Raw genomic sequence first — 22,603 nt, 5'->3', positions numbered from 1 at the left:
ATCAATGCGTGGCTGACAGGAAGGTTTGCAGTTCGGGCGTGCGCGGCGCGCCGAACAGTTCCGCGGGGGGCGCGATCTCGGCCATGACACCTTTGTGGAAAAATGCCACGCGGTCAGAAACTTCGCGCGCAAATTTCATCTCATGCGTGACGCAGATCATGGTCATGCCTTCCTGGGCCAGCAGGCGAAGCGTGTCCAGAACCTCCCCCACGAGCTGCGGATCGAGGGCGGACGTCACCTCGTCGAACAGCATGTAGTCGGGCGACATCGCCAGCGCCCGCGCGATCGCCATCCGCTGCTGCTGGCCGCCGGACAGGCGCGAGGGATAGACCTTCAGCTTGTCACCCAGACCCACATGGGTCAGCTGTTTCACCGCGATGGCCTCTGCCTCGGCCTTTGGCAGGCCAAGAACCTTGCGTGGCGCCAGCATGACGTTTTCCAGCACAGTCAGGTGGGGGAAGGCATTCCATTGCTGAAAGACGATCCCGACCTTGCGGCGCAGCTTGTTAAGGTCGGTGCCCTTCGCGTGAACCTCGGTTCCGTCCAGAAGTATGCGGCCGGAATCGATCGGCTCCAACCCGTTGATGCAGGTCAGCAGCGTGGACTTGCCTGACCCCGACCCGCCGATGACGGTCAGAACCTCACCCTTCTGCACGGTCAGGTCGATGCCCTTCAGAACCTCCAGCGAGCCAAAGGATTTGCGGACGTTCTGGATCTCAATCATTTGGGGACCATCGTCTTTCGAGATACCCGCCAAGCCGGGCAACCGGGAAGCTGAGAAGGAAGTAGATGGCACCGCAGATCATCAGGATGAACAGCGGTTCCTGCAGGCGCGTCACAAGGATCTGCGAGGCGCGCAGCAGTTCGATCAGGCCGAGCCAGAGGACGAGCGAGGAATCCTTCAGAACCCCCAGCGTCAGCCCGATCCATGCCGGCAGCGACACGCGAGTGGCCAGCGGCGCCACGATATACCGCATGTCATGCCACCACGTCATGCCAAGCGAACGGGCCGCGCGGCGCGTGGTGTGAGGAACAGCCTCAATCCCGCCACGCACGATTTCGGTGCAGAAGGCGGCGGTATAAAGCGACAGCACCACACATGAGGTGGTGAAGGGGTCCCATCCGAGGCGGGCGATGGCCTGAAACGCGTTGGCCAGCACCAGCTGGATCAGCAAGGGGACGGACCGGAAGATGTCCAGCACGAAGGTCAGCGGCAGCGACCAGACGGGGCCCGCCTGATACCGCAGCACGCCGAAGACGATCCCCATCAACGTGCCGGCAACAACCGAAACCGCGGTGACCATCAGCGTCATCCCCGCGCCATGAGCCAGGAAGATCAGGTCGTTCCATGTGAGGGCGGTGTCGAACATGTCAGCCTCTCAATACCGGAACATGCGCCATGCCACGGCATGGGCGGCCAGCGTCACGGCCTTGGCAATCAGGTAATAGATCACTGCTGCAATCGCGAAGAATTCAAAGGTGCGGAAGGATCTTGCGTTCAACTCCTGCGTGACACCTGCAAGGTCGGTGTTCATCCCGACAATGACGCCGAGCGAGGTCATGAGGATCGCCCAAACCATCTGGTTCGTGGCGGGAAGGAAGGCCACGCGGAACATCTGCGGCATTACGATCAGCCGAAACGCTTGCGTCGCGGGCATGCCCAGCGACCGTGCCGCGCGGGCCTGCGTGTCGGGAATGGCCTTCAGGGCGCCACGGAAATTTTCGGCGAGATAGCCTGCATTGTTGAACGCGATCCCCGCCAGCAGCGAGGTGAAGGGGCTGAGATGGATGCCAAAGGCGCCCAGCCCGAAATGCGCCATGTAGATCTGGAACAAGGCCGGCGTGTTGCGGGCCAGTTCCACCCATGCGGTTGCGAAGCCGCCAAGGATGCGGTTGCCCGACAGGCGGAACATGGTCAGCAGCACGGCGACGGTCACGCCGATCAGCATGGACAGAAGCGCGATCTGAAGTGTGACCAACGCGCCGTCCAGCATCTGCGGCAGGGCGTTCAGCGCCTGGTTCCAGCGGAAGTTGTAGTTGAACATGATGGGTTGCGTCCCGGAATGGGCGCCGGCAAGGCAAAGCCTGCCGGCGCGGGCGCCTCAGATCAACGGTAGACGCCGTTGGCCGTCAGGTCAGGCACTTCGCCTCCGACCCATTTCTCGTACAGCTCGGCATAGCGGCCGGAGCGGACCTGATGGTTGATGAAGAGGTTGAGGAAGTTCAACAGGCCATACTCCTCGCGCATGGCAAAGAGCGAGACATAGTCCGTGTCGAACGGCGCCGTGCCCACCACCGAAATGCCGGGGAAGTTGCCGGTCTTGACGTTCGCCTGCGCCACGGTGGACGTGGACACGGTGGCGTCGATCTGCCCTTGGCTGAGGGCAAGGAACACGTCGGCTTGGGTCTGATAGGGCCGGAACGTGCCGGTTCCCCATTCCTTCACCTGCTCCTCCAGCGCGATCGCCTCGTAGGTGCCGGCAGTGGCGCCCACGGTCTTGCCCTTCATCCCCTCGAACGAGGTGACTCCGGACGCTTCATTGGCCGTGACCGCCATCTCGAACGCGAAATAGGGGATCGTCATCCCGACCGTCTTGGCACGTTCCAGCGTGTCGGATGTGGAGGCGACACCGACATCGACGCGGCCGGACATCAGCGCCGGGATGCGTTCGGGGAAGGGTGTCTCGACGATCTCGGCCTCAACTCCCAAAGCGGTGGCAAGATCGTTGCAATAATCGACGTCGAAGCCGATCGGCGTGTTGCTTTCATCCCGCGATCCCATGGGCGGGAAATCCAGAACAACCGCGCAACGCAGTGTGCCAGAGGAGATGATGTCGTCCAGCGCGTCGGCATGGGCTACGGACGCCAGAGACGTGGCGGCAAGAAGCCCGGCCACAAATGCGGTCTTCATGTAGATACTCCCTGATGGTGGTCTTGATTCGACCTACTCGTTCAAAAGTTATGACGCCGGGATTTTTGTGACGCAACAGAGAATACTCTATGTATACATTAAGTGTCACAAAGAAGGAGTCGCCCGTATGGCCGAACGCAGCCCCGTCACAGTCGAAACATTGACCGCGATGATCGAGGAGATCTTCCGCAACGCAGGCTTGTCAGAGCGACAGGCGGCGGCGACGGCGCGGGTTATCGCCCTGGCGGAGCAGGACGATTGCACCTCGCATGGGGTCTATCGTCTGGCGGGATGCCTGCGGACCATCAAGGCGGGGATGGTCAAGTCGCAGGCCGAACCTGTGCTGACGGATGACGGCTCGGCCGTGTTGCGGATCGAGGCGGGGGGTGGATTTTCCTGCGGCGGGTTCGATCTTGCCGCGCCCGTTCTGGCGGAACGTGCGAAGACCCTGGGGGTGGCGGCGCTGGTCATCAACGACTGCGTCCACTTCTCCGCGCTGTGGCCGGAGGTGGAAACGCTGACGTCCTTGGGGGTGGCGGCGCTTGCAATGTGCCCAAGCTATGCCAGCGTTGCGCCGGCAGGGGGAAACGAGGCGCTTCTGGGCACGAACCCGATCGCCTTTGGATGGCCCCGCGTGAACCGGCTGCCCTACGTTTTCGACTTTGCCACCAGCGTCGCCGCGCGCGGCGAGATCGAGTTGCACCGCCGCGCCGGCACCTCGCTGCCGGAAGGATGGGCCGTGGATCGGGAAGGGCGGCCGACGACCGATCCGGTCAGCGCGCTGGAAGGCGCGATGCTTCCCTTCGGGGCGCACAAGGGATCGGCCATTTCGACCATGGTGGAACTTCTGGCGGGGGTGATGATCGGCGATCTGACCAGCCCGGAGGCGCGTGATCTGGTGGGCGGCACAACCCTTGCGCCACGGCATGGCGAACTGGTGCTGGCCTTCAGCCCCGAACGCTTCGCGGCCGGGCGGCCGGGCGATCCCTTTGCCCGCGCCGAAGGTCTTTTCGAAGCCATCGTTGGTCAGGGCGCGCGCCTGCCGTCCCAACGTCGTTTTGCCGCCCGCGCAAAGGCGCAGGCGGAGGGTATTCATCTGACCGAGGCCGAATGGACGGAACTGGAGCAGCTCCGCACACTCGGCCTCGACGCGGTCTAGGAGGTCAGGCCGCGTATTGGCGGACGGCGGGTTGCGCCGTCCAGCCCTTGTACCACGCGTCAAACAGCTGAAGCTGCGCTTCGGCATAGCGGCGCTGGCTGTCGGTCAGCGCGTCGGTTTCATAAAAGTGCAGGCTGTATTCCGGCGAACCCTTCAGCACCATCATGTGCTTGAAATAGAGGACCAGATCGGGACCTTCGTCGAAGGACGAAAGGACGGCCAGCGCCTGCTCCAGCTCCAGGGTGAGCTGGCGGGCCGTGGCGTCGCCCTTCGCTGCCGCCTGAGCCAGTTTGACCAGATGAAGCACCTCTTTGGGAAGCACATTGCCGATGCCGGTGATCGCGCCCGTAGCCCCGCAATTGACGAAACCATGGAAGACGGCTGTGTCGACGCCGACCATCAGCGAGACATCCTCGTCTTGGCTGGTGATGTTTTCCGCGGCATAGCGCATGTCGGCCGGGCCGCCGAACTCCTTGAAGCCCACAAGGTTCGGGTGTTCGGCGCGCAGGGCGAAGAACAGGTCGGCACGGGTGGCAAATCCGTAGTAAGGGCTGTTGTAGATCACGGCCGGAAGATCAGGCGCTGCCGCCAGAATGGCCTTGAAATGCGCCCTTTGTGCGGCGACGGACGGCCCGCGTGACAGAACCCGGGGGATGACCATCAGGCCTTGCGCGCCGACCTTCTGGGCATGCGCTGCATGTGCCACGGCCTTGACGCTGTTAATGGCGCCGGTGCCGACAATGACTGGAACGCCGGCTCGAACCAGACGCTCCACTCCCTCCATCCGCTGTTCGTCCGTCAGAAGGGGCCAGTCGCCCATCGATCCGCAATACACAACGGCGGACATGCCGTGCGCGACAAGCTCCTTACCTTTGGCGACAAGGGCACCGAAGTCCGGTTGGCGGTCTGCGGTGCAGGGGGTCATCAGGGCCGGAATGCATCCGGAAAAGATCTGGGCTTTCATAGGCGGCTCTCCAAAGGAAAAGGCAGTCGGGAATCATTGCTCTGCTGAGAACAATACAAACTGTATTCTGCGTGTCGACAGAACTTGCAGCTGTGAATCAAGCTATTTAAGTTGACGCCGAAGATGTTATACAAGCTGTCGACAACAGATAGGGCCTGAATGATCGAGCAGATCGAACGAACGGAGCGCAAGCGGGGCGAGGGCGTCCGGCTGGTCCACGCGATCTTGAGGGAAGAGATCCTTGATCTTGTTCTGCCCCCCGGCAGCCCGATCGACGAAATCCAACTGGCAGAGCGTTTGTCCATGTCACGCACGCCGATACGCGAGGCGCTGGTCCGGCTGGCCGGAGAAGGTCTGGTCACGACCTTGCCCAATCGTTCCACCATCGTGGCGAACATTGATTTCCTTAACGTGCACAACTTCTTCGATGCGCTGACTTTGATGTACCGCGTCACGACCCGACTGGGCGCACAGAACCGCACGGATCAGGACCTGGAGGTCATCCGCGAACATCAGCTGCGCTTTGCCGCGGCCGTCACGACGCAGGACGCCAAGGCCATGATCGCGACCAATCGCGATTTTCACGTCGCCATCGCCGAGGCTGGCCGAAACCCCTATTACACCGCTCTGTTCCAGCGCCTTTTGGACGAGGGGCGGCGAATCCTGCGGGTCTATTACTCCTCGTTCGACAACCGGCTGCCGGAACAATATGTCCGCGAGCATGACGAGATTATCGCCATCCTGGAAGCGCAGGACGTGGCCGAGGCGGATCGCATGGCAACTCTGCACGCCGACCAGATCGTGCAGCAGATCCAGAGGATGATCGCCCGCGACAACCGGCAGACGATCCCGTTGTAGGATCAGGTGATCACGTTGAAGGTCTGGTGAGCGACTCTGCGGGTGTGGCAGTAAAGAAGCGCTGGCGGCGGCCCGTGGGAGATTGTGTTGAAAAACCTGGTCCAGCTCCCGCACCAACTGCGCGTTGAGGTAGGCGCGAGCTTCCTTGTCACGCCACCTGCGGATTGACCAGGACCAGCTTAGCGAGTTTTCAGTGCTTGACGCCGCCGGGTTTCACACCGGGATCGACCGTGCGGCGTTTCGGCTGGCAGAGGATCACGTTGCCGCGCTTTGACCCATCGGATGAAAGTGACGCACCATGACCTATGAAACGATCCGGTTTGAGATCGACAGCCGGCAGGTCGCCTATGTGACGCTGAACCGGCCCGCAAAGCAGAACGCGATGAACGCAGCGATGATCGCCGAGCTTAGCGACGGGGCAGGAATGTCCGACGTGCGGGTCGTGGTTCTGCGGTCCGAAGGAAAGACCTCTGCGCGGGCGGAGATCTGGGCTGGATGAAAGCCCAGTGGGAAAAGGATCGTGCCGGCAAGCTGGATGAGGCGATGGCTGCTGGGCCTTTGGGATGCGCTGCCCCGTCCCGTGGTTGTGTGTTCAGGGCGCCGCCTATGGCGGTGGTCTGGGCTGATCGCGGTTTGTGAAATGGTTGTGGCCGAGGATGCCGCGCGTTTCGCACTGACCGAAACCCGCCTTGGGCTTGTCCCCGCCACGATCGGGCCATTCGTCGTGCGGCGTCTGAAAGAGGCGTTCGCGCGTCAGGTGTTTTTCAACGCCAAACCTTTCGATGCCGCATTCCTGTTGCCCGCGGGACTTTTGGCCACCGCCGTCCCCGCCGAAAGACTTGACGAGGCGAGCGAGGCAGAGGTTCTCGCGTTCCTCGACTGCGCTCCGGGTGCGGTCTCGGCGGCCAAGTCCCTTTGTCGGCGACTGGCAAGCATCGCCGATCCGATCGCTGCCGCCGAGTTGTCGGTGAACGCCCTTGCGGACCGGTGGGAGACCAGCGAGGCTCAGGAAGGCATCGCTGCTTTCTTTGCAAAGGAAAAGCCAAGCTGGCGGCTGCGCACCTGAGAGTTTGCGCAGACGAGTGATCATGCACGGCCACTATTACCCGCGCTGGCAGGCGTTCTTCGACATGGCCGATTACCTCCCGGCCCCTGCCGTCTATGCCGGTGGCCGATATTGACCATCTTGCCGCCGCGCCCCCGCCTCATCAGGCCGAAGGCCTCATGGGGTTCTGATGATGTCGAACTGCCTGCGCGGGCGCTGGGCGGATTGTCCTCTCGGATCGCCGTGGCTGCGTTGCCGGTTGGTCAGGACTTGGTCAGCCGCTCCAGCAACCGAACACTCAGCGTCACCGGTTCGGGAACCTCCAGTGCGGTCCAATCCCGCTCCATAGCAGCAGGGAGAGAGAATGCGCTGGCGGAGCGGATGCCGCGCAGTTCGTCCCACGATACCGGAACGGCAACCGGCGCTCCCTCGCGCGCGCGCAGGGAAAAGGGGGCGATCGCGGTCGATCCGCGATCATTGCGCAGCCAGTCGATAAAGATGCGCCCCTTGCGCCGAGCCTTTGACATGGTGGCCGTGAAGTGATCGGGTGCATCCTCGGTCATGACGGTGGCAACGAGCTGGGCGAAAAGTTTCGCCGTATCCCAGCTCGCCGTGCGGCGCAGCGGCACGATAACGTGGATGCCCTTGCCCCCCGACAGCAGCGGCCATGAGGCAAGTCCCAGGTCGCCCAGCCGATCACGCAAGGCCATGGCAGCGCTTCGCACGGCGGGAAAGCCCAGACCCTCATCGGGATCAAGGTCGAAAACCAGACGTTCGGGGCGATCCAGCCGGTCGCTGCGAGCGCCCCACGGGTGAAACTCCACCGTGCCCATCTGGGCGGCACCCACCAGTCCGCTGGCATCAACAATATGAAGATAGTCGGCGATCTTGCCGCTGGATTCTTCGATCTTGATGCTGCGGATGCCGCCCGGAAAGCCCTTTCCGAGGTGTTTTTGAAAGAACCGTTCCCCCTCCAGCCCTTCGGGCAGGCGCACCAGGGATGCCGGCCTGCCGGCCAGGGTCGGCAGGATTCTCTCTGCCATCACGTCATAGTATCTTACGATATCAAGCTTCGTGATCTTCTTGCGGGGAAAGATGATCCGGTCCGGGTTGCTGATGCCGATGCCTGCGATCTGCGGGCGATCGGAAGGTTGCTGTTTCGGAACATCCATCGCGATTTTGGGCGCAGGCTTGTCTTCACGCAGGCCAACGAAACGCGCATGCCGAAGCAATCCATCTGCGGTCAGTTCTGCATAGGCGATCTCGGCAACAAGCACAGGCTCCACCCAGCGGGCACCGCGTGTTTCGGCCGGGCGCTTTGCCAATGGCGCGGTTGTGCGGGCCAATGGTTGCAACAACGCCATCAGGTCATCCTGCGCCGCATCGTCAAAGCCGGTGCCGACCTTGCCGCGATACACAAGCTGCCCTTCATCCCTTGTTGCCAGCAGGAGCGAGGAAAACCGACGCCCACGCTTGTCCGAAGGTTGCCACCCGCAGATCAGGAACTCTGCCCGCCGGATGCATTTGGTTTTCTGCCAGATCAACGAACGTCCAGCCCGGTAAGCAGCGTCGCGGCGCTTTGAGATGAGGCCTTCGCCGCCCGCTTCGCAGATGACGCCCAAAGCCTCGGTTGCGTCCCCTTGAATGGCTGGGGAAAGCCGCACCGGGCCAAGGGGTGGCGCGCTGGTCAGCAGCTTTTCCAACGCGTCACGCCGGTCCTCCAGCGGACGCCCCGACAGGTCATGTCCATCCAGCGACAGAAGGTCGAAGGCGTAGAACAGGAAGGGGCCGCCCGCCTTGATCGCAGCCTGCAGGCCGGAAAAGCCTTGAAGGCCCGCCCCGGCGACGATCTCGCCATCTATGACCGCGGTATCACACGGAAGTGCCGTCAAAGGTGGCAGGAGTTCTGCAAAGCGGTCCGACCAATCCTGACCGCTGCGTGTGCGGATCACGGTGCCCCCCTTGCCGATGGCTATCTGCGCGCGATAGCCGTCAAGCTTCACCTCGTGCAGCCAATCCTCGCCCTCGGGCGGCGCATCCACCAGCTGCGCAAGCTGCGGCTTGCGAAAGCGGGGCGTGGCGCCCTTGCGCGCAGCTTCGAAGGGTTCCGGTCCGGTGCCGGCTGCGATCTGCGCTAGGGTTCTGTTCGTCAGGATGCTGCGGTCGAACGCCTCGGCCAGCGGAACGTCGGATCTGGAGGCGGCGGCGTCATCCTCCTTGATCATCAGCCAGTTCTCGCGGCGTTCTTTCCCTTTCATGCGCACCAAAGACCACGCCCCGGTGCCACGCCGCCCGTGCAGCGCGAAATGCAGGTGGCCCTTGGCCAACCCGTCATCGACATCATGAAAGGGCTGCCACCATCCAAGATCCCACAGCATGACGGTGCCTGCGCCATATTCGCGCGCGGGGATGGCGCCCTCGAAGGTCAGATAGTCGAAGGGGTGATCCTCGGTCCTCACGGCCAACCGCTTGTCGGCGGGATCGGCGGACGGCCCACGCGTGACCGCCCATGACAACAGCACCCCGTTCCATTCAAGCCGCAGGTCCCAGTGCAGGCGCGTCGCATCGTGCATCTGCACCGAATATCGCAGGGCCGCGCCACCGCCATGCCCCCCCGACGGTTCGGGCGTCACGCTGAAATCGCGCTTCTGGCGATATGCCCGCAGCGCGTCCATCAGGCGGATTTACGCGATCTCGATCCGCTGCTGCGCGGCTTCTTCTTCGCCGCCTCGTCCGTTTTCAGGCTTTGGCGCAGCGCTTCCATCAGATCGACGACATTGGTGCCCTTGGAGGTGCCCTTGTCGCCGCTGGTGACGCGCGGCGTTTTCCGGTTCTTGCGCTTGGATTCAATCAGTTCGCGCAGGGCGGCATCGTAATGATCGGTGAAGGCGCGGGCATCGAAGGGGGCGGTCTTGCGCTCGATCAACTGGGTGGCCACGGCCAGCAGTTCCTTGTCCGCCGGTTCATCCTCGATCGAGGCGAAAAGCGGATCGGCCGACTTGATCTCGTCGGCGTAATGCAGCGTTTCCATCAGCAGCCCGTCACCGCAGGGGCGGATGGAGCAGAGATATTCACGCCCCCGCATCGTCAGCTGCCCCAGCCCCACCTTGCCGGACTGGCGCAGCGCATCGCGCACGACGCGATAGGCATCCTCGGCCAGTTCGTCCGTCGGGATCACGTAATAGGGTTTGTCGTAATAAAGCGGAGAGATCTCGGACGCGTCCACGAATTGCACGAGTTCGAAGGTACGCTTGGTTTCCAGCCGGATCGCGTCGATTTCCTCGGGCTGAAGCAGCAGGTATTCATCATCCCCAAGCTCGTATCCCTTGAGGATTTCATCGGTCTTGATCTTGCCGATGCCGGCGACCGTCTTTTCGTAATTCACCCGCTTGCCCGACGGGCCGTGGATCTGGCGAAAGGACACGCGCGCCCCTGTTTGCGTCGCGCTGTGCACTTCCACCGGAATGGACACAAGCGAAATGCGGATCTGACCCTTCCAGACAGCGCGCGAAGCCATGGCAACCCCTCCCTTTGCGCGCCAACGCGTCGCCAGGGAGGGGGTTCCCGATCAGCCCTGCAGCGTGCGCACGCCAATGCCTTCGCCGCGCGCCTTCATCGCCTCCACCGCAGCCATGGAGCCTGCTGCCGTGGTGAAGTAGGGGATCTTCTCGTAAAGCGCGACCGAACGGATGTCGCGGCTGTCTGCCACGGCCTGCGCGCCTTCGGTCGTGTTCATCACCAATGCAATGTCGCCGTTCTTCAGCCGGTCCACGATGTTCGGGCGGCCCTCATACACCTTGTTGACCAGCGTGGCCTTGATGCCCTGCGCCGTCAGCCAGTTCGCCGTGCCGCGCGTTGCGACGATCTCGAACCCGAGGTCCAGCAGGCCGCGCGCGGCTTCGGCCAGTGCCTCGGTCTTGTCGGCATCCTTGACCGAGAAGAACACCCGGCCCTCTTCGGGCAGGTGCGTGCCCGCACCCATCTGCGCCTTCAGGAAGGCCAGCGCGAAGGTGCGATCCCAGCCCATCACCTCGCCAGTGGACCGCATTTCCGGCCCAAGCAGCGTATCGACACCGGGGAAACGGGCGAAGGGCAGCACGGATTCCTTGACCGAGAACCACGGCGTGATCGGATCTGCCAGCGTCATTGCATCCGCCAGTGGCAGCGAGGTGTCGGGGCCGACACCTGCCGGATAGGCTTCACGCAGCGGGAAGGTGTCCAGTTTCTCGCCCGCCATCAGGCGCGCCGCGATGGATGCGATGGCGCTGTCGGTGGCTTTGGCCACGAAAGGCACGGTGCGCGATGCGCGGGGGTTCACTTCCAGTACGAAGATCGTGCCGTCCTTGATGGCGAACTGCACGTTCATCAGGCCGACCACGTTCAGTGCGCGTGCCATGGCAATCGATTGGCGCTTCAGCTCCTCGATCGTTTCGGCATCCAGCGAGTGGGGCGGCAGGCAGCAGGCAGAGTCGCCCGAATGGACGCCCGCTTCCTCGATATGCTCCATGATGCCGGCGACGTGGACGTTCTGGCCGTCGGAAAGGCAATCCACGTCCACTTCGATCGCGCCGGTCAGATAGCTGTCCAGCAAGACGGGGTTCTTGCCCGAAACCGTGACGGCATTGGTGATGTAGCGTTTCAGGTGATCCATATCGCGCACGATTTCCATCGCGCGACCGCCCAGAACATAGGAGGGGCGGATGACCAGCGGGAAGCCCACACGGTCGGCGATCGCCAGCGCCTGTTCGTCCGAAGATGCGATGCCGTTCACCGGCTGCTTCAGGTTCAGATCATTCAGCAGTTGCTGGAACCGCTCGCGGTCCTCGGCCAGGTCGATCGCGTCGGGCGTGGTGCCGAGGATCGGGATGCCTTCTTCTTCCAGTGCATGGGCCAGTTTCAGCGGAGTCTGACCGCCGAACTGCACGATGACGCCATGCAGCGTGCCATTCTCCTGCTCCACGCGCAGGATTTCCAGCACATGTTCCAGCGTCAGCGGCTCGAAATACAGGCGGTCCGACGTGTCGTAATCGGTTGAAACCGTCTCGGGGTTGCAGTTGACCATGATGGTTTCATAGCCCGCATCCGACAGCGCATAGCAGGCATGGCAGCAGCAATAGTCGAACTCGATCCCCTGGCCGATCCGGTTCGGGCCACCGCCAAGAATGACGATTTTCTTGGCGTTCGACGGGCGGGCCTCGTCCTCGACCTCGCCCTGAACCGGGCTTTCATAGGTCGAATACATGTAGGGCGTCTGGGCTTCGAACTCGGCCGCGCAGGTGTCGATGCGCTTGAACACGGCGGTAACGCCAAGGCTGCGGCGCGCCTTGCGGACGGCTTCCTCGGATTGGGCGGTCAGGCTGGCAAGACGTGCGTCCGTGAACCCGAACATCTTCAGGCGGCGCAGGCCTTCGGCATCGGCGGGCAGACCGCCGGCGATGATCTTTGCTTCTTCTTCGATGATCTCGCGGATGCGGGCGAGGAACCACGGATCGAAGCTGGTCGCGGCCTGGATCTCATCATCCGAAAGGCCGTGCCGCATGGCTTGTGCGATCAGGCGGATGCGGTCGGGGGTCTGGGCGCTGATCGCCTTGATGATGGCAACCTTCTCCGGCGCACCCTCGATGGCGATCTCGTCAAAACCGCTGAGCCCCGTTTCAAGGCTGGCCAAGGCCTTCTGCATGGATTCGTGGAAGGTCCGGCCGATGGCCATCACTTCTCCCACCGACTTCATGGCGGTGGTCAATTCGGGCTTCGATCCGGGGAACTTCTCGAACGCGAAGCGCGGGATCTTGGTGACGACATAGTCGATGGTCGGTTCGAAGCTGGCAGGGGTGACCTTGGTGATGTCGTTGTCCAGCTCGTCCAGCGTATAGCCGACGGCCAGCTTCGCGGCGATCTTGGCAATAGGGAAGCCCGTCGCTTTCGATGCCAGCGCCGAGGAGCGCGACACGCGCGGGTTCATCTCGATCACGACCATGCGGCCATCGGCGGGGTTGATCGCCCATTGCACGTTGGAGCCGCCGGTTTCAACGCCGATCTCGCGCAGCACGGCGATGGAGCCGTTGCGCATCGCCTGATATTCCTTGTCCGTCAGCGTCAGGGCAGGGGCCACGGTGATGGAATCGCCCGTATGCACGCCCATCGGGTCGACGTTCTCGATGGAGCAGACGATGATGGCGTTGTCGTTGCGATCCCGCACGACCTCCATCTCGTATTCCTTCCAGCCCAGAAGGCTTTCATCCACCAGCACCTGCGCAACAGGCGAGGCGTCGAGGCCCGACCGCACGATCCGTTCATAATCGTCGCGGTTATAGGCGACGCCGCCGCCCGTACCGCCCAGCGTGAAGGCGGGGCGAATGATGGCGGGCAGGCCGACATATTCGATCGCGGCCATCGCCTCGGCAACGCCGGCATTGATGTCGTATTTGCCGTTTGCCAGTTTCGGGGCGGCAACGATGGTGGCCTTGGGGTTTTCGATGCCCAGACGGTCCATCGCCTCGCGGAACAGCTTGCGGTCCTCGGCCATTTCGATGGCTTCGCGGTTGGCACCGATCAGCTGGACGTTGAACTTTTCCAGCACGCCCATGTCGGCCAGGGCCAGGGCGGTGTTCAGGCCGGTCTGCCCGCCCATGGTGGGCAGCAGGGCGTCGGGGCGCTCGGCCTCGATGATCTTGGCAACAACCTCGGGGGTGATCGGCTCGATATAGGTGGCGTCGGCCAACTGCGGATCGGTCATGATCGTGGCCGGGTTGGAGTTCACCAGGATGACCCGGTAACCCTCTTCGCGCAGCGCCTTGCAGGCCTGTGCGCCGGAGTAGTCGAACTCGCACGCCTGGCCGATAACAATGGGGCCTGCGCCGATGATCATGATGGAGGTGATATCGGTTCTTTTCGGCATGTTTGGCCCCATGTGGCTGCCCCCCGAAGTCCATGCGGACAGGGTCGGAGTCGGGCAGGGATTATGCAAATTGACGCGGTTTATAGTGATGTCGCGCCCCCGCGCAACCCTGAACCGGCAAGTGCGTGCATCAGTGGGAACCTGGGCCCCGCCGCGGGGTTGTCAGGTGCCTTTTGCGGCGCGCTGCCGAAGGGGGCTTCGCGGCATGGTCGGACGATCACCTTGGGGTGTGATGTCTTGATGTGGCGGACCGGATGACCAGCTTTGTTCAGCACAGCCAGCAAGGGAACTGCAATGTCGGACGCACGAGAGATCGGGGCCCCGCGGCTTCTGCTTTGGGCAGAGTTCATCGGGTTCTATGTGGTGGTGCCGGTTGCCGTCGCGATGTTCATGCCGCCCGACCGGCTGTTCGAATGCCTGTTCGTCTTCATGCTTGCCGGCTTGGCGCTGCTTTGGGCAACGCCGGGGTTTCACTGGAACGAGCTTCTGGGCGGATGGCGGGCAATCAGCTGGAAGGCGGTGGCGGCATTGTCGGCCGTGACGCTGGTGGCTGGCGTGATCGTGATGCAGCTCGCCGCACCTGAACGGATGTTTGCAACCTTGCTGAACCATCCGCACAGGCTGCTGATCATCGCGCTGCTTTATCCGCTGCTGTCCGCCCTGCCGCAGGAGATCGTGTTCCGTGCCCTGTGGTTCCGCCGGTATCGCGACATCATGCCAGCGGGCAATCAGGGGATGATGCTGAATGCAGCGCTCTTTTCGCTGGCCCACCTGATGTATTGGAACGGAGTGGTCATGGTGATGACCTTTGTGGGCGGGCTCGTCTTCGCCTGGGCCCATTCGGTGCGGCGCAGCTTCCCGATGGCGTGGATCATGCACTCCATCGCCGGGCTGATCATCTTCACCGTCGGCCTTGGCATCTATTTCTATGCCGGCAACGTGGAGCGGCCGTTCTGACGCGGCCGCCCCGATCGATCAGTATTTCGACGGCACGTAAAGTTCCGGCGGCAGAACCTTGCGTTCGTAGTCGGGGTTGAACACGCGCTCGGGCAGGCTGATATCCTCGTGTGGCACATCCTCGTAGGGGAACAGCGTCAGCAGGTGGTCGATGCAGTTCAGGCGCGCGCGCTTCTTGTCGTTACCTTCAACGATATACCACGGCGCTTCGGGGATGTTCGTGCGTGCGAACATCTGTTCCTTCGCCTTCGTGTACTGTTCCCACCGCACGCGCGACTGCAGATCCATCGGCGACAGTTTCCACTGCTTCATCGGATCATGCACCCGCATAAGGAAGCGCATCTGCTGTTCTTCATCGGTGATGGAGAACCAGTATTTCACCACCTTGATGCCGGACCGGACCAGCATCCGTTCGAATTCCGGAACATCCTCAAAGAACTGCTCTACCTGATCTTCGTCGGCAAAGCCCATCACGCGTTCCACGCCTGCGCGATTGTACCAGCTGCGATCGAACAGCACGATCTCTCCGCCTGCGGGCAGGTGGGGGACATAGCGCTGGAAATACCACTGCGTCTTTTCACGGTCCGAAGGCGCAGGAAGCGCGACCGTGCGCACCACGCGCGGATTGAGGCGCTGGGTGATGCGCTTGATGACGCCGCCCTTGCCGGCAGAATCGCGCCCCTCGAAGATGACGACGACCTTTTCCTTGTGATACTGCACCCAGCTTTGCAGCCGGATCAACTCCGATTGCAGGCGGATCAGGTTGCGGAAATAATCCAGCCGGTCGATCCGCGAGGGGTGGGACTTCTTGTAGATCTTCGCGATTTCCTGAGAGAGCTGTGCGTCTTCCAGCTCCAGCTCGTAGTCCTCGTCCAGCGTATCGGCAAGTTCCGCTTCCAGCCAGTCGCGGGCAGAGGTGTCGTCCATGGTCGTTACTCCTGATTGTCGCGCCCTTCAAACATAGGAATGTGACAGGGCCTTGACGACTTGACTTCACGCGGCAGGCGGTGTTCCTCCGACGCGAACCAAAGCCTCGTGGAAAGGGGAGCGTGATGCACGCCTATCGCAGCCATACCTGTGCCGATCTGAACACCGCAAATGTCGGGCAGGATGTGCGCCTGTCCGGTTGGGTGCACCGCGTGCGTGACCACGGCGGCGTGCTGTTCATCGACCTGCGCGATCATTACGGCATCACGCAGGTGATCTGCGACAGCGACAGCGCAGCCTTTGCCGATCTGGAAAAGGTCCGCGCCGAATGGGTGATCCGGATCGAAGGAAGCGTGAAGGCGCGCGACGCCAGCCTCGTGAATCCCAAGCTGCCCACGGGCGAGATCGAGGTTTATGCCCGCGGCGTCGACGTTCTGGGCGCGGCGGACGAACTGCCGATGCCGGTCTTCGGCGAAGTCGACTATCCCGAAGAAACGCGCCTGACCTATCGCTTCCTTGATCTGCGCCGCGAAAAGCTGCACCGCAACATGATGCTGCGTTCGAACGTGATCCGTTCGATCCGCAACCGGATGTGGGACCAAGGCTTCAACGAATTCCAGACGCCGATCATCACCGCCTCCAGTCCCGAAGGTGCGCGCGACTTCCTCGTGCCGTCGCGCCTGCATCCGGGCAAGTTCTATGCGTTGCCGCAAGCGCCGCAGCAGTTCAAGCAGCTGATCATGGTGGCGGGCTTCGACCGTTACTTCCAGATCGCACCCTGCTTCCGCGACGAAGATCCGCGCGCCGACCGTTCGCCGACCGACTTCTACCAGCTGGACATCGAGATGTCGTTCGTGGAGCAGGAGGATGTGTTCGCGTCCGTGCAGCCCGTCATCCAGGGCATCTTCGAGGAGTTTGGCGGCGGCAAGCGCGTTGATACCGATTGGCCGCGCATCGCCTATCGTGACGCAATGGCGTGGTACGGCTCGGACAAGCCGGACCTGCGCAACCCGATCAAAATGCAGGTCGTGTCCGATCATTTCCGCGGATCGGGCTTTGCCATCTTCGCCAAGCTGCTGGAGCAGGAGGGGACCGAGATCCGTGCCATTCCCGCGCCCACCGGTGGCAGCCGCAAGTTCTGCGACCGCATGAACGCCTTCGCGCAAAGCCAGGGCCTGCCGGGCATGGGCTATATCTTCTGGCGCGCGGGTGCGGACGGTCTGGAAGCCGCCGGTCCGTTGGCCAAGAACATCGGGCCGGAGCGGACGGAGGCGATCCGCCAGCAGCTTGGCCTGGGCGAGGGTGACGCCGCCTTCTTCCTTGGCGGCAAGCCGGACGCGTTCGAGGCTGTCGCAGGCCGCGCCCGCAACGTCATCGGCGAGGAACTGGGCCTGACGGAAAAGGACAGCTTCCGCTTTGCGTGGATCGTCGATTTCCCGATGTACGAGAAGACCGACGACGGCAAGATCGATTTCAGCCACAACCCCTTCTCCATGCCGCAGGGCGGGATGGAGGCGCTGAATGGCGATCCGCTGAAGGTTCACGCCTACCAGTACGACCTTGCCTGCAACGGGTACGAGCTGATCTCGGGCGGGATCCGGAACCACAAGCCGGAGATCATGTTCAAGGCGTTCGAGATTGCGGGCTATCCGAACTCGGAAGTGGAAAAGCGCTTCGGCGGCATGGTCAAGGCGTTCCGCTATGGCGCGCCGCCCCACGGCGGCTGCGCGGCGGGCATCGACCGGATCGTGATGCTGCTGGCCGATGAGCCGAATATCCGCGAGGTCATCATGTTCCCGATGAACCAGCGCGCCGAAGACATGCTGATGAACGCCCCGTCGGAGCCTATGAACGAGCAGCTTCGCGAGCTGGGCCTGCGCGTCATTCCGAAGGAATGAACCGGCGCCGCCGCGAAAGCGGCGGCCGCGTTGCGCGGCGGGAGGCCTAGGCCCCCCGTTGCAGCCGGTGATAGATGTGGGTGAACGTCGCCACGCCCAGCACCGGCATGATCAGGTTCACGATCGGGATTGATAGCGGTGCCGCCATCAGTGCCCCCGCCAGCCAGACCCGTGCAATGTGGCGCTGGCGCAGCCGCTTCGCTTCGGCCCGGCCCACGCGGCGCATTGCCACCAGCGTGAAGTATTCCCGCCCCAGCAGCCAGCCGTTCAGCGTGATGAACAGCACCGGCGCCAGCGGCCCCGCAAAGACATATGCCGCCAGTGCCACCGTGTTCACCGCAATCAGCAGCAGGAAGGCGCTGGCGCTTTCCCGCAGTTGCTCCAAAAAGGGCAGGGGCGCTGCGGCGGGCAGGTGGGGATAATGCCGCTTCTCGACCGCTTCGGCCACGTCCTCAAGGAAGAACCCCGTAAAGGCCGATGCCACCGGAACCATCAGGAAGACGGAGGCGGCAAGCATCACCACGATGCCGCCGGCACCGGCCACCCAGTCCAGCCCGCCTATGGGGCCGATCCATGGCAGGCTGACTGTGTCGGGCACCAGCACCCCGATCCCCCAGACGAACAGGGCCGTGATCGCGATCAGCAGCAGGATGGTAAGCCCGACGCCCATGAGCAGGACGCGGCGAAAGCGCGGGTCCAGCGCCTGCCCGACGGCACGGAAAAACGCGGCAAGGATCATGCGCCCAGCCACGTCGTGATGCTGGCGACATCGGGCCGCGGACGTTCTGCCGGGGCGGTGCCTTTCGTGCCGATATGCACGATACCGGCGATCCATTCGTTCGCAGCCAGCCCCATCCCTTCGGCAAAGCCGCGATCATGGGACACCCATCCCGTGATCCAGCTTGCGCCCCAGCCCGCCGCCAGTGCCGCGTTCAGCAGCGAAACGCAGACGGCACCGGCGGACAGCGTCTGCTCCATCTCGGGGATCTTGTCCGAAAGCTTGGGGCTGGCGACCACCATCACTGCAAGGTTGCCGATATCGAACTGCGCCCGGCCCTTGGCGCGCTTTTCATCATCCAGCCCAAGATCCGTCGCACGCTTTTCGGCCAGGTCGGCAAGGCGGGGCATTGCTTCGGGGGCGATGACGACAAAGCGCCACGGCACCAGCATCCCGTGATCGGGCACGCGAACCGCCGCTTCCAGTATCGGCAGAAGCTGCTCGGTGCTGGGGCAGGGCGCGATCAGCGTTTTTGGCGGATGCGAACGGCGCGTCAGCAGGAATTCGGTCACGGCGGGACGGGCTTGCGGCATGGACATCTCCTTCATCGGGGAAGGGTGTGGGGCGGGGGCCGCCTGCCGTCAAGTCACTCGCTGCACAAGTAAACGGCACCGCCCACGGCAACCACGCTGACGGCTGCAGCGGCAAGCCCGATGGGCGTGGCCAGTGCCGCGCCCGCCGCCCCCGAGGCCGAGGCGACGGTTTGCTGCACGGCCGCGCCCGCGCCGGACAGAACCACCGCACCGCCCGGGCGTGTCACCGCCTGCACGCCGTTCACCAGACCTTCGCTGCCTTCGGGGGCATCGGCAAGCCCGGCCACCGCCAGCGATGTCTGAACCGAGGTGTTGACCCTTTCGCAGAACGTCTTGCGCGGGGCACGGCACCGCAGATAGGCGTCCCGCTCCCCCTCGGAATAGCCGGAATAGGTTTTCGCCCGCCGGTCCCATTGCAGGCAGAAGAGGCCACGCTGTTCATCGGTCAGATCCGGCGTCAGATAGCGCAGGGTGACATAGGCCGGGCAGTCGATCTTGCCCCAGCCGCCCAGGATCGCCTCGCGCCGCGTCCGGTTGGAAGAAACCGCGCCATCGCCTTCGTCGAAGAACAGGCCAAGCCGCTGCCCGCCCACGGATGTGGTGCAGGTTTGCGTTTCCGCCAGAGCGGGAAGGGGAAGCAGCAGGAACAGAAAGGCGAGGATGCGGATCATGCGCGCAATCTACAGCGCCGAAACATCCCGCGCAATTCACGTTCCGCGTGTCACGCGATAGCTGCCTTCAGGCAGGTTCAGCGCCGCTGCCAGATCGCGAAGCTGCACCATCGACAGGACGATGCGCTGGGGTTCATGCGTGACGGGATCAACCTGTTCCAGCGTAATCTGGTCATCGAAGGCGTGGATGGTCACGTCCTCCTGCAGATCGGGGCTTCCCTCGTCGATGAGGGTGACAGTCGTCGCGTCGAATTCGTGCTCGATGGTAAACATGGGAAAAGCTTAGGACGCATGAGGCCGGGCCGCCACTGGAATATTGGCGTGGCGGCACGCGTCCTATATCCAGCAGCAACGCGGAACAGGAGGATGCGATGCGCAAACTGGGATTGGTGTTGACGGCTCTTGCCCTTGCCGGATGCGAACCGTTGCCGCAGCAAGAGGTGACGCAGCGGCCGCCGATGCAGGTGTCCGATCCGGGGCCGAAGCTCAGCCCCTCGGCGGCGCGATCCGCGTTCAACGCGGCGCAATCAAGGATCGAACCCGTGGCGGAGCGGGTGTGCCGCGAGCGGACGCGGGGGAGCAACTGCGACTTCCTGATCTCCATCGATACGTCGCAGGGCAATATCGCGAACGCGTACCAGTCGCGCGATTCGCGGGGGCGCCCGATCATCCGTTTCACCACGGCGCTGGTGAACGATGCGCGCAACACGGACGAACTGGCCTTTGTGATGGGCCACGAAGCGGCGCACCACATTCTTGGCCATCTGGACCGGCAGGCCCAAAGCGCCACGGCAGGGGCGCTGCTTGGCGGCATCGCGGCCTCCATCGCGGGGATCGACCCCGAAACCCTGACGGATGTGGGCGCGGGTCTTGGTGGGCGTGTTTATTCCAAAAGCCACGAGCTTGAGGCTGACAGCCTTGGCGCCGAGATTGCCATCACCGCAGGCTATGATCCCGTGAAGGGACTTGGCTTCTTCCAGCGTTTGCCTGACCCGGGCGACCGGTTCCTTGGCTCGCACCCCGCCAATGCCGACCGCATCGCGGTGGTGCGGCGCAAGGCGGCACAGATGGGCCGTTCATTCTAGGCCACGCGAAGGCCGGCCACCCATGTCCCGCGCATGAGGGGCTGGCCGTTAAGCCGCGCCACGCGGATCAGGTCGGCGCGCAGGCCGGGGGCCAGCCGCCCCCGATCCGTCAGGCCAAGCGCCTTGGCCGGCGTGGCGGTGACGGTGGCGAAGCCGCGCGCCAGATCGTCCCAGACGCCGCCCAGCATCATTGCCGAAGCCAGCAGCGCCGCTGGAACGTAATCGGACGAGATGATGTCCAGCAGCCCCGCCGCCGCAAGCTCTTGCGCGGCGACATTGCCGGAGTGGGAGCCGCCGCGGATCAGGTTCGGTGCGCCCATGATGTTGTGAATACCCGCGGCGCGATTGGCCTTTGCCGCCTCCAGCGTTGTGGGGAATTCGGCCAGCTGCACGCCATGGCGGGCCGAGGTCTCGACCTGCTGCCGCGTTGTGTCGTCATGGCTGGCCAGCACGGCGCCCCAGCGATGGGCAGCGGCAACGGCTGCAGCCTGATGCATGGCGCCGAACCGGCTTTGCAGGGCCGCAAGGCCGGATATGTGCTGCTGGAACGCTTCATCCGACATGCCGCGCTTGCCCTTCACAAAGGCCGTGAACTTTTCCATGTCGCGGAACTGGCGCTGGCCGGGCGTGTGATCCATCAGGCTGACGATGCCGATGTCATCCTCGGGCCCGAATTCCGCCAGCTCGTCGATCAGGGTTTCGGAACACATCTCGGCCCGCAGGTGAAGGCGGTGACTGATGCGCAGGTGGGGGCGCACTGCAAGAATTTCGGTTGCAAGGGCACGTGCATATCGCTTGTACCCTTCGCCGCTGGCGATAGATCCGACACGCAGCGCATCAAACACCGTGGTGATGCCGCAGCCTGCCAATTCGGCGTCATGGGCGGCGATTGCGGCTGCATGGGGCCAGTCCACGCCGGGACGGGGCTGGATGTGACGTTCAAGATTGTCGGTGTGCAGTTCAATCAGGCCGGGCGCGATCAGGTCGCCGCCGCAGTCGATCCCGCTTCGCGTGGCTGTGCCCAGGTCGGCAATCAGACCGTCGCGGATCACCAGCGCGCCTTGGCGCACCTCATCCTGAAGCACCAGCGTGGCATTGGTGAAAACTGTCTCGGTCATATGTGGTCCAACTTGGTGGAACTAGTTGTTTCGTCAATGGATTGTGGCACCAATGACGTGGAATGCCGATAGACGGGGGAATGCAGATGAACCGATACGCGATCTATTACCTGCCGCCGCCGGGGCCCCTGGCGCGTTTTGGTGCCGAATGGCTTGGCTGGGACCCTGTTGAGGGGAAGCGCGTATCGCACCCGCTTTCCGTTGACGCCCTTGTGACTGAGCCGCGCCGCTATGGCCTGCACGGAACGCTGAAGGCACCATTCCGGCTGATCGGCCCCCAAGCGGATCTTGAGGTGGCGGTGGAGGATCTTTCCCGCCGCCTGTCGCCCGTCTGGGCCGGCCCGTTGCGCATTTCGCGGATCGGGCGTTTTCTTGCACTGGTGCCTCAGGGCGATCAAACGGCGCTGAACAATCTTGCAGCGCGGATCGTGACCTTCCTTGACCCTTTCCGCGCCCCGCTGACCGAGGCCGAAATCGCCCGCCGCAAGCCCGAAAGCCTGACCCCGAGGCAGCGCGAGTTGCTGGACCAGTGGGGCTATCCCTTCGTGATGGAGGAGTTCCGCTTTCACATCACGCTGACCGGTCCCTGCGACGTGGCCCCTGAGGCGCTGGAGCCGCGCCTTGCCCCGCTTCTGCCGGATGATTTCGGCATCCACGAGATCTGCCTGATGGGCGAGGATGATCTGGGCCGGTTCCACCTGCTGCGCCGCTTTCCGATCTAGTGCCACGCCAGCTTGCGGGATGCGGCGAAGGCATCCACGAAGCGCGCTGCTGTTGGGGTTCTGGGGCGTGCCCCGTTCG

At 63.4% G+C, this 22,603-nt stretch carries 20 protein-coding genes and 1 pseudogene; 7 read left to right on the top strand and 14 right to left on the bottom strand.

Going from position 1 to position 22,603, the window contains the following annotated elements:
* Position 1: 1 nt before the first annotated feature.
* The 4 genes from JX25_RS06945 to JX25_RS06930 all read right to left on the bottom strand — a co-directional run bounded on the left by JX25_RS06945 (position 2) and on the right by JX25_RS06930 (position 2,911).
* The gene (locus tag JX25_RS06945; RefSeq protein WP_128254319.1) at positions 2 to 724 is read right to left on the bottom strand and encodes an amino acid ABC transporter ATP-binding protein; all 723 of its coding nucleotides are present in this window, start codon (positions 722 to 724) and stop codon (positions 2 to 4) included.
* Entirely contained in the window at positions 717 to 1,370 is a 654-nt protein-coding gene (locus JX25_RS06940; RefSeq protein ID WP_128254318.1) for an amino acid ABC transporter permease, read from the bottom strand. The genes JX25_RS06945 and JX25_RS06940 overlap by 8 nt, the downstream gene beginning before the upstream one ends.
* A gap of 9 nt (positions 1,371 to 1,379) precedes the next feature.
* The gene (locus JX25_RS06935) at positions 1,380 to 2,045 is read right to left on the bottom strand and encodes an amino acid ABC transporter permease (protein WP_128254317.1); all 666 of its coding nucleotides are present in this window, start codon (positions 2,043 to 2,045) and stop codon (positions 1,380 to 1,382) included.
* A gap of 62 nt (positions 2,046 to 2,107) precedes the next feature.
* On the bottom strand, positions 2,108 to 2,911 hold the full coding sequence (locus JX25_RS06930) for an ABC transporter substrate-binding protein (protein ID WP_128254316.1): 804 nt from the start codon (positions 2,909 to 2,911) through the stop codon (positions 2,108 to 2,110).
* Between the two features lie 127 nt (positions 2,912 to 3,038).
* Between JX25_RS06930 and JX25_RS06925 the strand changes: the two genes are divergently transcribed.
* Positions 3,039 to 4,070 carry an Ldh family oxidoreductase gene (locus JX25_RS06925; RefSeq protein WP_128254315.1) on the top strand — a complete coding sequence of 344 codons (1,032 nt, stop codon included), beginning with the start codon at positions 3,039 to 3,041 and terminating at the stop codon, positions 4,068 to 4,070.
* A 4-nt stretch (positions 4,071 to 4,074) separates the two neighbouring features.
* Here JX25_RS06925 and JX25_RS06920 read toward each other — a convergent pair whose 3' ends face one another.
* Positions 4,075 to 5,034 carry a dihydrodipicolinate synthase family protein gene (locus JX25_RS06920; RefSeq protein WP_128254314.1) on the bottom strand — a complete coding sequence of 320 codons (960 nt, stop codon included), beginning with the start codon at positions 5,032 to 5,034 and terminating at the stop codon, positions 4,075 to 4,077.
* A gap of 159 nt (positions 5,035 to 5,193) precedes the next feature.
* Between JX25_RS06920 and JX25_RS06915 the strand changes: the two genes are divergently transcribed.
* Together JX25_RS06915 and JX25_RS06910 are read left to right on the top strand one after the other, a co-directional pair.
* Positions 5,194 to 5,892, top strand: coding sequence for a GntR family transcriptional regulator (locus tag JX25_RS06915; RefSeq protein ID WP_128254313.1), 699 nt, complete (start codon positions 5,194 to 5,196; stop codon positions 5,890 to 5,892).
* A 298-nt stretch (positions 5,893 to 6,190) separates the two neighbouring features.
* Positions 6,191 to 6,958, top strand: a pseudogene (locus JX25_RS06910) (enoyl-CoA hydratase-related protein).
* Positions 6,959 to 7,200: 242 nt separating this feature from the next.
* Here the strand turns inward: JX25_RS06910 and ligD are convergent.
* From ligD to carB, 3 genes are read right to left on the bottom strand one after another with little or no spacing between them, the layout of a single operon-like run.
* Complete coding sequence (ligD, locus tag JX25_RS06905) at positions 7,201 to 9,612, bottom strand: DNA ligase D (RefSeq protein ID WP_128254312.1); 2,412 nt, start codon at positions 9,610 to 9,612, stop codon at positions 7,201 to 7,203.
* Positions 9,612 to 10,454, bottom strand: a complete 843-nt coding sequence (gene ku, locus JX25_RS06900; RefSeq protein ID WP_128254311.1) for a non-homologous end joining protein Ku — start codon at positions 10,452 to 10,454, stop codon at positions 9,612 to 9,614. Before ku ends, ligD begins: the two co-directional genes overlap by 1 nt.
* 51 nt (positions 10,455 to 10,505) lie before the next feature.
* On the bottom strand, positions 10,506 to 13,835 hold the full coding sequence (gene carB, locus JX25_RS06895) for a carbamoyl-phosphate synthase large subunit (RefSeq protein ID WP_128254310.1): 3,330 nt from the start codon (positions 13,833 to 13,835) through the stop codon (positions 10,506 to 10,508).
* Positions 13,836 to 14,129: 294 nt separating this feature from the next.
* Here carB and JX25_RS06890 point away from each other — a divergent pair, with 294 nt between their 5' ends.
* A complete protein-coding gene (locus JX25_RS06890) occupies positions 14,130 to 14,792 on the top strand; it encodes a CPBP family intramembrane glutamic endopeptidase (protein ID WP_128254309.1) in 663 nt (220 codons plus the stop codon).
* 18 nt (positions 14,793 to 14,810) lie between these two features.
* Here the strand turns inward: JX25_RS06890 and ppk2 are convergent, their stop codons facing one another.
* On the bottom strand, positions 14,811 to 15,719 hold the full coding sequence (ppk2, locus tag JX25_RS06885) for a polyphosphate kinase 2 (protein ID WP_128254308.1): 909 nt from the start codon (positions 15,717 to 15,719) through the stop codon (positions 14,811 to 14,813).
* Between the two features lie 125 nt (positions 15,720 to 15,844).
* Here ppk2 and aspS point away from each other — a divergent pair, with 125 nt between their 5' ends.
* Entirely contained in the window at positions 15,845 to 17,617 is a 1,773-nt protein-coding gene (aspS, locus tag JX25_RS06880; protein ID WP_128254307.1) for an aspartate--tRNA ligase, read from the top strand.
* Between the two features lie 46 nt (positions 17,618 to 17,663).
* Here the strand turns inward: aspS and JX25_RS06875 are convergent, their stop codons facing one another.
* From JX25_RS06875 to JX25_RS06860, 4 genes are read right to left on the bottom strand one after another with little or no spacing between them, the layout of a single operon-like run.
* Entirely contained in the window at positions 17,664 to 18,353 is a 690-nt protein-coding gene (locus JX25_RS06875) for an EI24 domain-containing protein (protein WP_128255204.1), read from the bottom strand.
* The gene (locus JX25_RS06870) at positions 18,353 to 18,928 is read right to left on the bottom strand and encodes a nitroreductase family protein (RefSeq protein ID WP_128254306.1); all 576 of its coding nucleotides are present in this window, start codon (positions 18,926 to 18,928) and stop codon (positions 18,353 to 18,355) included. The genes JX25_RS06875 and JX25_RS06870 overlap by 1 nt, the downstream gene beginning before the upstream one ends.
* Positions 18,929 to 18,981: 53 nt before the next feature.
* Positions 18,982 to 19,599 (bottom strand): hypothetical protein, encoded by a 618-nt coding sequence (locus JX25_RS06865; protein ID WP_241557871.1) that lies wholly within the window; start codon positions 19,597 to 19,599, stop codon positions 18,982 to 18,984.
* Positions 19,600 to 19,635: 36 nt separating this feature from the next.
* Positions 19,636 to 19,872, bottom strand: a complete 237-nt coding sequence (locus tag JX25_RS06860; protein ID WP_128254305.1) for a hypothetical protein — start codon at positions 19,870 to 19,872, stop codon at positions 19,636 to 19,638.
* 98 nt (positions 19,873 to 19,970) lie between these two features.
* On the opposite strand from JX25_RS06860, the gene JX25_RS06855 reads away from it, so the two are divergent.
* A complete protein-coding gene (locus JX25_RS06855) occupies positions 19,971 to 20,684 on the top strand; it encodes a M48 family metallopeptidase (protein ID WP_128254304.1) in 714 nt (237 codons plus the stop codon).
* Here JX25_RS06855 and JX25_RS06850 read toward each other — a convergent pair.
* A complete protein-coding gene (locus JX25_RS06850) occupies positions 20,681 to 21,802 on the bottom strand; it encodes an alpha-D-ribose 1-methylphosphonate 5-triphosphate diphosphatase (protein WP_128254303.1) in 1,122 nt (373 codons plus the stop codon). The two genes, JX25_RS06855 and JX25_RS06850, sit on opposite strands and share 4 nt — an antisense overlap.
* 86 nt (positions 21,803 to 21,888) lie before the next feature.
* On the opposite strand from JX25_RS06850, the gene JX25_RS06845 reads away from it, so the two are divergent.
* Positions 21,889 to 22,524, top strand: a complete 636-nt coding sequence (locus tag JX25_RS06845) for a DUF1045 domain-containing protein (RefSeq protein ID WP_338323024.1) — start codon at positions 21,889 to 21,891, stop codon at positions 22,522 to 22,524.
* Positions 22,525 to 22,603: the final 79 nt, after the last annotated feature.

It is taken from the genome of Falsirhodobacter deserti, assembly GCF_004015795.1.
Lineage (GTDB): Bacteria > Pseudomonadota > Alphaproteobacteria > Rhodobacterales > Rhodobacteraceae > Falsirhodobacter > Falsirhodobacter deserti.
The sequence above is the reverse complement of the archived record's forward strand: the minus strand, read 5'-3'. Positions and strand labels throughout refer to the sequence as shown.